We start from the raw sequence: 4,318 nt of genomic DNA, 5'->3' as shown, positions 1-4,318 counted from the left end.
GCGTCCCCCCCCCCCCCCCCCCGCCACAACCGCCGGCGGGGCTGGATTTTCCAGCCCGTCCGGCGTTTGAGGACCAGGGCCGGGACCCTCGCGCCGAAGGGTCAGAGCTCCGCCGCGTACGGGGGCTCCGCGCCCGCTCGGGTGCAGGTCAGGGCGGCCGCGTGGGCGGCGTAGGAGAGGACGCCGGGCCAGTCCACCGGAGCGCCCCGGCTACCCGAAAGCCGGTGCAGCAGGGCCGCGTTCACGGTGTCGCCCGCGCCGATGGTGTCCACCACCTCGACCCGGCGGGCGGGCACCGAGTGCTCCGCTCCCTCCCGGTTCCACACCGTCAGCCCCCCGGCCCCCCGGGTGAGCACCACCGCCGAGGGTCCCGCCACCAGCCAGTCCCGGACCCGGCCGCCCAGCCAAGCGGCGTCCTCCTCCGACAGCTTCAGCACCGAGACGTACGGGAGCCAGGACAGGAAGCGCTCGCGGTACGCGTCCGGCTCCGCGATCAGCGCCGGCCGAATGTTGGGGTCGAGCAGGGTGAGCAGCCCGCGCCCGGACTCCCGGCGCAGCAGGGCCTCGTAGGCGCTCGCCCCGGGCTCCAGAGCCAGGGAGCAGGTGCCGAGCGCGAGGGCCCGTACGCCCTCCGGGAGCGCGGGCGGCAGCCGGAACAGCCGGTCGGCGGTGCCCTCCACGTAGAAGCCGTACGCCGCCGAGCCGTCCGGGGCCAGCGAGGGCACGGCCAGGGTGGTCGGCTCGGGCCCCCGCTGGACCAGGGACAGGTCCACGCCGGCCGCCCGCAGCCCGGCGAGCAGGGAGGCGCCGAAGCCGTCCGTCGAGACCCGGGAGCAGAAGGCGGCCTCCGCGCCGAGCCGGCCCAGCGCGAGCGCGGTGTTGTACGGTCCGCCGCCCGGCCGGGGCAGCAGGGCGCCCGGCGGCTCCGCGACGGGCACCAGGTCGATCAGGGCTTCTCCACCGACGACGATCACGCGGGGGAAGGTATCCCATCGGAGTGCGCGGCGGTGGCGGCGGTATCGTCGGGTGGGCCCGTGCCTGCCCGGCCGATCGCACACTTCAGGAGAACCGCATGCCCGCGTCGCAGTCCGCAGCCCGTCGTACCGTCCTCAAGGGCGCGGCCGCGCTCGCAGGGGCCGTCGGCGCCGGAACGACGCTCGCGGCCTGCTCCACCGAGACCAACAGCGGCCACGGCAGCCCCGCGGTCCCGGCGGAGCCGGTGGAACTGGGGGCCGCGACCGAGGTCCCGGTGGGCGGCGCCAAGCTGTTCCGGGAGAAGAAGCTGATCGTCAGCTGCCAGGAGGCGGGCCAGTACAAGGCCTTCAGCGCGCAGTGCACGCACGCGGGCTGCGTCCTGGACAAGATCGTCAAGGGTGAGGGCACCTGCCCCTGCCACGGCAGCCGTTTCGACGTGACCACCGGCAAGGTCATCCAGGGCCCGGCCACCGACCCGCTGCCGGAGGTCCCGGTGAAGGCGGAGAACGGCAAGCTCGTCGCGGGCTGAGCGGCCGCCGGGCGGTCCGCCCGGCGGTCCGCTGGGCGGTTTACTCCCAGTCCCAGGCGATCCCCAGGATCCCCCGCCGCACCGCCTGTTCCACCAGGTGCACGGCCCGGTGCGGTCCGCTCGGGGCCAGGTCGGCGAGGTGCCCGCGCGGGGCGCCCGGACCGCTGCGGGTGAAACGGCGGCAGCGCACCGGCAGCGCGGCCTCGTCGAAGCGGACCTGGAGCACGTACTGCCCGCCGGTGTAGCTGAAGCCGCGTACGTACTCGGTGCTGCGGCCGCCGGTTCCGTCCTCGAAGCCGTAGCCGAAGACGTACGTGTCCCCTGCGCTCAGCCGGGCGTCGAAGAGCAGCTCGGCGACGACCACCCCGGCCTCGGGGCGGCACCGGATCCGCCCGGTCCGGCAGTTCTCGTGGGCATGGACCCGGACGCGGGCCGGGTCGCAGCCGGGGTCCCCGTGGTGGACGGCGACGTACCGGTCGACCCCGTCGCGGTGGGCCCGTACGACGTGCTGCGATTCGCGGCCCAGCAGTTGCCCGGCGGGCCCGATCCGGACCCGCTCGTGGTGGCCGACGGTGTGCAGGCCGCCGTCGGCGGGCAGTTCCATGCCGGCCAGCAGCGCCTCCACGACCGCTCCCATGCTGAACAGTGCCCGGTACGAGCGCGCCGGCGGCCGGGCCGTCTCGGGGGCGGCGGGCTCCGGCGCGGCCAGCAGCCGCAGCAGGGTGCCTTCGGGCAGTTCGAGGATCTGCTCCAGGGCCCGTACGGCCTTCAGGGACTCGGCGCGGCGCGGCCGCCGGGCGCCCTGCTGCCAGTAACTGAGGCTGGTCACGCCGAGCTTGATGCCGCGGGCGGCGAGCCGGTGCTGGACCCGGTGCAGGGGGAGCCCGCGGGCGGTGAGGGCGGCGCGCAGCGCGAGGTGGAAGGGGCCGGTGCGCAGCAGGTGCGGTAACTCCGGGGGGTCTTCCGGGAGATTGCCGTCCGAGAGCCCTTCCGAGTGTCTCTCCGGGAGTCTGCTGTCCGCGCTCGACCGCATGACGGGCCTCCTGTGAACGTTCACGCAAGCGGGGTGCGGGCGGTCCCGCGGATGACGTCCGAGGTCCGGGTGCGTCCAGGTGGGGTGGGGGCGGACGTTCACACTCTGGCCCCACCGTTCACACCGCGATGTCACGCCGTATTGAAGCGTGTTGACCTGTTCCCGACAACACCCCGATGCTCCTCCACAGCGTCCGGACGCGCTCCTCCACCCCCACTCCCCACCTCGGGAGGAACGCGATGCGCAACCGAAACCGGCGGCTTTCCCTGGCCGCCTTCATCACCGCCCTGCTCTTCGCCCTGCCCACCGGTACCGCCACCGCCGCCGATGCCGGAACGGGTGCCGAGAGCACCGTTCTCTCGTACAACCGCCTGAACATCACCATGCAGGCCCAGCAGAAGACCAACTGGTGCTGGGCCGCGAGCGGCAACACCATCGCCACCTGGTTCGGCCGCACCTACACGCAGAACCAGTTCTGCAACGCCGCCTTCAACCGCCAGCAGGGCTACGACTGCCCCAACAGCCAGGCCTCGCTCGACAACGTCCAGAACGCCTTGGACTGGGCCGGAATCAACCCCGGCTCGTACGTCACCGGCTGGCTGCGCTACTCCACCGTGCAGACGGAGATCAACGCCAACCGCCCGGTCGAGACCCGTATCCAGTGGTCCAACGGCGGCGGGCACATGCACGTCATCTACGGCTACGACACCGCCAACAGCTGGGTGTACTGGGGCGACCCGTGGCCCTCCAGCGACCGCTACAACTGGGCCTCCCACGCCTGGTACGTGGACAACAGCACCTTCTCCTGGACCCACTCGCTCTATCGGATCGGGGCGTGACCTCATGAACCCTCGCCTCGCCGCCGCGGTCGTCCTCGCGACCGCAGCACTCGCCCTGGCCCCCGCCAGGGCCGTCGCGGCGCCCGTGCCGCAGCCCCAGAGCGCCACCGCCGAGAACCGGGCCGCCGCCGAGCGGGCGGCCGCGGCCCCGGACACGCTCGCCACCCTGTCCCGGTTCTTCTCCCGGGAGGGCAAGGTCACCCTGGCCGCGGCGCAGCCCCGCATCGAGGGCGAGGCGATCGCGGTGAACTACCTGTCGCCGGACTTCGTCGCGGGGAAGGCGGGCGCGGGCGTGGCCCGGCTGGAGTTCCTCGCCAGCAAGGCGGTCTCCTCGGACGGCCAGGCGGCCGCGCTGTGGACCGCGAAGACGGAGGCGGGCTGGCAGGTGGTGAACATCGCCACCGGTGACGACGAGTTCCGCTACGCGCAGCTCGGCGCGGCGAAACTTCCGGGCGGCACGGTGTTCCGCGAGCCGCAGATCGACGCGTGGTACGTGGCCCAGGGCGATCGGGTGCTGCCGCTGGACGAGGACGCGGTACGGGCCGTCGGCGCGCAGGGGACCAGCCTCGCCGCGTACCGGACCCGGGTCGTGAAGGCGTACGGGGACAAGCTCCCCGGCTCCGCCTACGCCAAGTCGGGGAAGGCCGGTGGCTTCGCCCCCACGGAAGCCACCGCCGGCTCCGCGTCCGAGCCGGCATCCGGGTCCGCCGCCGGACCGGGTTCCGTCGGGGTGCCGGCGGCCGCCGGAGCCGTGGCGCTGGCGCTGGGTGCGGCCGGCGCGGTGGCCGTGCGGCGCTCCCGGCGGCAGCGGGTGGTGCGGGCGTAGCCACCCGGGGGGCCCGGCGCCGCGCGCGCGCGCCCCCCGGCCGCCCCGCACCACACACCCCGCGACAACCACCACACGCCCCCCCCCCCCCGCCGACGACTCGCACACCCACTCTG

5 protein-coding genes are annotated in these 4,318 nt (G+C 74.4%); 3 read left to right on the top strand and 2 right to left on the bottom strand.

The window, feature by feature from the left end:
- Window positions 1-101 precede the first annotated feature (101 nt).
- Window positions 102-974: a carbohydrate kinase gene (locus ACFXDJ_RS24150; protein ID WP_384663591.1), complete on the bottom strand. Its 873-nt coding sequence runs from the start codon at window positions 972-974 to the stop codon at window positions 102-104.
- 98 nt (window positions 975-1,072) lie between these two features.
- On the opposite strand from ACFXDJ_RS24150, the gene ACFXDJ_RS24145 reads away from it, so the two are divergent.
- Window positions 1,073-1,504, top strand: a complete 432-nt coding sequence (locus tag ACFXDJ_RS24145; RefSeq protein WP_384663593.1) for a Rieske (2Fe-2S) protein — start codon at window positions 1,073-1,075, stop codon at window positions 1,502-1,504.
- Window positions 1,505-1,544: 40 nt separating this feature from the next.
- On the opposite strand, the gene ACFXDJ_RS24140 is transcribed toward ACFXDJ_RS24145, so the two are convergent.
- On the bottom strand, window positions 1,545-2,537 hold the full coding sequence (locus ACFXDJ_RS24140) for a hypothetical protein (RefSeq protein WP_384663594.1): 993 nt from the start codon (window positions 2,535-2,537) through the stop codon (window positions 1,545-1,547).
- Between the two features lie 239 nt (window positions 2,538-2,776).
- Here ACFXDJ_RS24140 and ACFXDJ_RS24135 point away from each other — a divergent pair, with 239 nt between their 5' ends.
- A complete protein-coding gene (locus tag ACFXDJ_RS24135; protein WP_384663596.1) occupies window positions 2,777-3,376 on the top strand; it encodes a papain-like cysteine protease family protein in 600 nt (199 codons plus the stop codon).
- Window positions 3,377-3,380: 4 nt separating this feature from the next.
- Entirely contained in the window at window positions 3,381-4,202 is an 822-nt protein-coding gene (locus ACFXDJ_RS24130; RefSeq protein WP_384850256.1) for a hypothetical protein, read from the top strand.
- The last annotated feature ends 116 nt before the right edge of the window (window positions 4,203-4,318 follow it).

The organism is Streptomyces sp. NPDC059443 (genome assembly GCF_042750105.1).
Classification (GTDB): Bacteria; Actinomycetota; Actinomycetes; order Streptomycetales; family Streptomycetaceae; genus Streptomyces.
The sequence above is the reverse complement of the archived record's forward strand: the minus strand, read 5'-3'. Positions and strand labels throughout refer to the sequence as shown.